Annotated in this window: 4 protein-coding genes; all 4 read left to right on the forward strand. The window is 29.4% G+C overall.

Features of this window, described 5'->3' with window-relative positions:
* The first annotated feature begins 85 nt into the window (after positions 1–85).
* The 4 genes from mnmE (at position 86) to noc (ending at position 5,065) form a co-directional block, all read left to right on the forward strand.
* Entirely contained in the window at positions 86–1,465 is a 1,380-nt protein-coding gene (mnmE, locus tag E6248_RS12680; RefSeq protein WP_316341158.1) for a tRNA uridine-5-carboxymethylaminomethyl(34) synthesis GTPase MnmE, read from the forward strand.
* A gap of 12 nt (positions 1,466–1,477) precedes the next feature.
* Positions 1,478–3,352, forward strand: coding sequence for a tRNA uridine-5-carboxymethylaminomethyl(34) synthesis enzyme MnmG (gene mnmG, locus E6248_RS12685; RefSeq protein WP_316341159.1), 1,875 nt, complete (start codon positions 1,478–1,480; stop codon positions 3,350–3,352).
* 16 nt (positions 3,353–3,368) lie between these two features.
* Entirely contained in the window at positions 3,369–4,088 is a 720-nt protein-coding gene (gene rsmG, locus E6248_RS12690; RefSeq protein ID WP_316341160.1) for a 16S rRNA (guanine(527)-N(7))-methyltransferase RsmG, read from the forward strand.
* A 200-nt stretch (positions 4,089–4,288) separates the two neighbouring features.
* On the forward strand, positions 4,289–5,065 hold the full coding sequence (noc, locus tag E6248_RS12695) for a nucleoid occlusion protein (RefSeq protein WP_316341161.1): 777 nt from the start codon (positions 4,289–4,291) through the stop codon (positions 5,063–5,065).
* The last annotated feature ends 133 nt before the right edge of the window (positions 5,066–5,198 follow it).

The raw sequence follows: 5,198 nt of genomic DNA on the forward strand, positions 1-5,198 counted from the left end.
AAATAGTTTTGTAAAATGAATAATAGTTAAAAATGGATATACTATAAATATAGATTTATTTATGAATAGATAAGGAGGTTTAGAGATGAAAGAGTTTGATACAATCTGTGCCATATCTACAGCAATTGGAGAAGGTGGAATTGCAATAATAAGAGTATCTGGTGACAATGCATTAGGTATTGTATCCAAAATTTTTAGAGCAAAGAGCGGAAAAGATATAAAAGATATGAAAACTTACACTATGAAATATGGTCATATAGTAGATATTGATAGTGATGATATTATAGATGAAGTAATTATTAGTTATATGAAGGGACCCAAGAGCTTTACTGCAGAGGATGTAGTAGAGATTAATTGTCATGGAGGGGTTACTTCTACTAATAAAGTATTAGAAGCAACAATAAGGGCAGGAGCAAGGCTAGCTGAGCCGGGAGAATTCACTAAAAGAGCTTTTTTAAATGGAAGAATAGATTTATCACAAGCAGAAGCTGTTATGGATTTAATTACAGCTAAAACTGAGCTTGCTATGAAATCAGCATTAATGCAAAGTGGAGGATCTTTATCTCAGAGGATTAATAAGTTAAGAGAGTATTTATTAAATGTATTAGCATTAATAGAATATGCAGTAGATTTTACTGAAGATGATGAAGAAGTTGATCCTAGCATACCAATAAGAGTTAAAGAAAGCTTAGAGAAATCTGTAGAAGATATTAATAAGCTGCTTAAAGGTGCTGATGAAGGTAAGATTATTAGGGATGGATTAAGCTTAGCGATAGTTGGTAAGCCTAATGTAGGAAAGTCATCTTTATTAAATGTTTTATTAAAAGAGAAGAGAGCTATAGTAACGGATATTGCTGGTACAACAAGAGATGTTATAGAAGAATACATTAATTTAGATGGTATACCAGTAAAAATTATTGATACTGCTGGAATTAGGGAAACAGAAGATGTTGTAGAAAAAATAGGTGTTGAAAGATCTAGAGAAAAAATTAATGAAGCAGATTTAATATTATTAGTATTAGATACATCAAGAGAAATAGATAAAGAAGATAAAGAGATTATTGAAGCAATTAAAGATAAAAAATCTATAGTTTTACTTAATAAGATTGATTTAGATAATAAAATTGATGATTTAATTTTAGAAGGCTTTGGAAATATAATAAAAATTTCTGCTAAAGAAGATATTGGAATAGATGGTTTAAAAAATGAGATTAAGAATATGTTCTTTAATGGTACAATAGATAGTGAAAGTTTGATTGTGTCTAATTCTAGACACAAGCAAGCTTTAATAAGAGCTTTTGAAAATTGTAATGAAGCTCTTGTTAGAGTTAAAAAGAATGAATTTTTAGATTTAATTTCAATATATGTTACAGCAGCATTAAAAGCCTTAGGTGAAATTACTGGATCAGAGTTAGAAGAGGATTTAGTTAATAAGATATTTAGGGAATTTTGCTGCGGAAAATAGGAGAAGATGAATATGAAATATAATGCGGGAGAATACGATGTAGTAGTAGTTGGTGCTGGTCATGCTGGTTGTGAAGCAGCATTAGCTACTGCAAGGATGGGATTAAAAACATTAATATGTACTACTAACCTAGATTCTGTTGCTATGATGCCATGTAATCCTAATATAGGAGGTACTGCTAAAGGACACTTAGTAAGAGAGGTAGATGCACTAGGTGGAGAAATGGGAGTTAACATAGATAATACTTTCATTCAATCTAGAATGCTTAATACTTCTAAAGGACCAGCGGTACATTCTCTTAGAGCACAAGCTGATAAGAAGAAGTACCAAGATAGAATGAAGAGTGTTTTAGAGAAACAAGAAAACTTAAATCTAAGACAATTAGAAGTTGTTGAATTAGATGTTGTTGATGGCGAAGTAAAAGGTGTTGTTACTAAAAATGGTGGATACTTTAGTTGTAAGGCAGTTATATTAACAACAGGAACTTACCTAAGATCTAGAATTATAATTGGTGATGTCACATATAATAGTGGTCCCAATGGTTTATCTGCAGCTAATGAATTATCACAATCATTAATAGACTTAGGCATAGAATTAAGAAGATTTAAGACAGGAACCCCAGCAAGAATCAATAGAAGATCAGTGGATTTTTCACAGATGGTAGAGCAACCTGGAGATGAAAAAATAGTTCCATTTTCTTTTATGAGTGGTGATATTACTAGAGATCAAGTATCTTGCTGGTTAACTTATACTAGTGAAGAAACTCATAATATAATCAGAGATAATATAGATAGATCTCCAATGTATAATGGATTAATTGAGGGGGTAGGACCTAGATATTGTCCATCTATAGAAGATAAGGTTATGAGATTCCCAGATAGAGATAGGCATCAATTATTTATAGAACCTGAAGGTGAAAATACTGAAGAAATGTATGTTGGAGGAATGTCATCATCATTACCAGAAGAGGTGCAAATTCAAATGTTAAGATCTGTGCCAGGTCTAGAAAATGTTGAGATAATGAGAACTGCATATGCAATAGAGTATGATTCAATTGATCCAACTCAACTTAAACCTACATTAGAATTTATGAAGATTAGTGGTTTATATGGAGCAGGACAATTAAATGGTAGCTCAGGCTATGAAGAAGCTGCTGGACAAGGAATAGTAGCTGGAATAAATGCTGCGCTTAAAATTAGAAATGAAGAACCTATGATATTAACAAGATCAGATGGATATATTGGTGTTTTAATAGATGATTTAGTGACTAAAGGTACTAATGAGCCGTATAGAATGATGACTTCAAGAGCAGAATATAGATTATTATTAAGACAAGATAATGCAGACTTTAGATTAACGGAAATAGGATATAAGGTTGGTCTTGTAACTGAAGAAAGATATAATAAATTTATTACAAGAAAAAATAATGTTGAGAGTGAAGTTAACAGACTAAAGAACTTACAAATTACAAATAAAAAAGAAATCAATGATTTATTGATTTCAAAGGGATCAACAGAGCTTAAAAAGCCAATTAGTTTTTATGAATTAATAAAAAGACCTGAGTTAGATTACTTTAGTTTAAGAGATCTAGATATAGATAGACCAGATTATGATGAAGATATAGGTGAGCAAATAAATATAATTGCTAAGTATGAAGGATATATTGATAGTCAATTAGATCAAGTTAAGCAATTTAAGAAATTTGAAAAGAAGTTAATTCCTGATGAGTTAGAGTATTCAGATGTAAAGGGATTAAGAACAGAAGCTATACAAAAACTAACTAATATAAGACCTATAAGTATAGGTCAAGCTTCAAGGATTTCCGGAGTATCACCTGCTGATATATCAGTATTACTTATATATTTAGAACATCAATATAAGAAATAAAACTAATGGAGGAAATATGGAATATTTTCAATTAATGAAAGATGCTTGCGAAGAAGTTGGACTAGAATTAAAGGAAGACCAATACAATAAATTTATTGATTATATGAAGCTTTTACAAGAGTGGAATGAAAAAATAAATTTAACAGCTATTACAGAGGATGAGGATGTAATAAAAAAGCACTTTATTGACTGTATTAAGATATTTAAATCTAATGCTGTAAAAAATGCTAAAAATATCATAGATGTAGGTACTGGAGCTGGTTTTCCTGGATTACCTATAGCTATAATGAATCCAGATGTAAAAGTTGTATTATTAGATTCATTAAATAAGAGAATTAACTTTTTAAATGCTGTAGTTAGCAAATTAGAGTTGAAAAATGTTGAAACCATTCATTCAAGAGCTGAAGATGGAGCAAGAAATGGTGACTTAAGAGAAAAATTTGATGTTGCTACATCAAGAGCAGTAGCAAATATGGCTGTTTTATCAGAGTTTTGTATGCCGTATGTTAAGGTTAATGGATATTTTGTTGCTTTAAAAGGACCGTCAATAGAAGATGAATTAAAAGAGGGACAAAAAGCTATTATAACTCTAGGAGGAAATTTAGAAAGAGTAATCGAAGTTACTATAGAAGAAACTAATTTAAAGCATAATATTGTCGAAATCAAAAAAAATAGTAAGTGCCCTAAGACTTATCCAAGAAAAGCAGGTACAATTACAAAAAAGCCTATTAAATAATTCTACAGAATAGAACATAATAATAGTATAAATATAGGAGATATATTGTAAATATACATTAATTTGTAAATATATAGGAATATATACAAGAATTTGTCTTACAAAAATAGGAAATAAAAGAAGGAAATAATAAAGAAAAATAGAATTTTTTAATTATTGAGTTAATGGTAATTAATATTATGAGGGATGGTTGGGTGCATATGAACAGAGAAATTACTAGTATAAATGTAGATAGGATATTTCCAAATACTTATCAGCCGAGAAGATTCTTTAATGAAGAGGCTCTAGAAGAATTATCTCAGTCAATAAAGGAGCATGGAATTATTCAACCTATAACAGTTAGAAAAAGAGGAGAGAATTTTGAGCTAGTTGCAGGGGAAAGAAGATGGAGAGCAGCTAGAATGGCTGAGTTAGAAGCAGTACCTTGCAATATAATTGAAATTACAGATACTGAGTCTGCAGAAATAGCACTATTAGAAAATCTTCAAAGAGAAGATTTAAACTTTATTGAAGAGGCTGAAGCTTATTATAATTTAATAAATGATCATAAGTTTACACAAGATGAGTTAGCAAAAAGGATGGGAAAAAAACAATCTACAATTGCTAATAAGCTAAGGCTTTTAAAACTTTCTTCAAAAGTAAGGGAGTTATGTTTAGAGAATAAATTAACAGAAAGACATGCTAGAGCTTTATTATCATTGCCAAATGAAGAATTACAATTAAAAGTTATAGAAAAAATCATAAAAAATTCTCTTAATGTAAAGGCAACTGAAGAATTAGTTAATAAAGAATTATTAAGAATAGCCGGAGAAGAATTAAATAATAAAGATAAAAAAAGAGTTAAGAGTGTTTTTCCAGCTAAGTTATATGTAAATACTATTAAGCAAGTATTTGATAAATTCAATATTCCTGCAGAGTATAACTTTAAGGATGAAGAAGAATTTATTCAAATAACAGTATCTATTCCTAAAAAGTAGTAGATTTGTATTTAAATTTAATATATTTAAGTGAAGAAATAATACATTATGCCTAAAAAAGTAGCTAATGGCGCTAATTGTATAATATTTCTTCACTTTTTTATTATGTTAATCTTTTAATATTATTTAAAAG

This window comes from Clostridium sp. (assembly GCF_032552055.1).
Lineage (GTDB): Bacteria > Bacillota > Clostridia > Clostridiales > Clostridiaceae > Clostridium.

What these genes read in the sequence shown, in the direction of transcription:
- rsmG (WP_316341160.1), top strand. Translation starts at nt 3,369, where the DNA reads ATGGAATATTTTCAATTAATGAAAGATGCTTGCGAAGAAGTTGGACTA.
- mnmG (WP_316341159.1), top strand. Translation starts at nt 1,478, where the DNA reads ATGAAATATAATGCGGGAGAATACGATGTAGTAGTAGTTGGTGCTGGT.
- noc (WP_316341161.1), top strand. Translation starts at nt 4,289, where the DNA reads ATGAACAGAGAAATTACTAGTATAAATGTAGATAGGATATTTCCAAAT.
- mnmE (WP_316341158.1), top strand. Translation starts at nt 86, where the DNA reads ATGAAAGAGTTTGATACAATCTGTGCCATATCTACAGCAATTGGAGAA.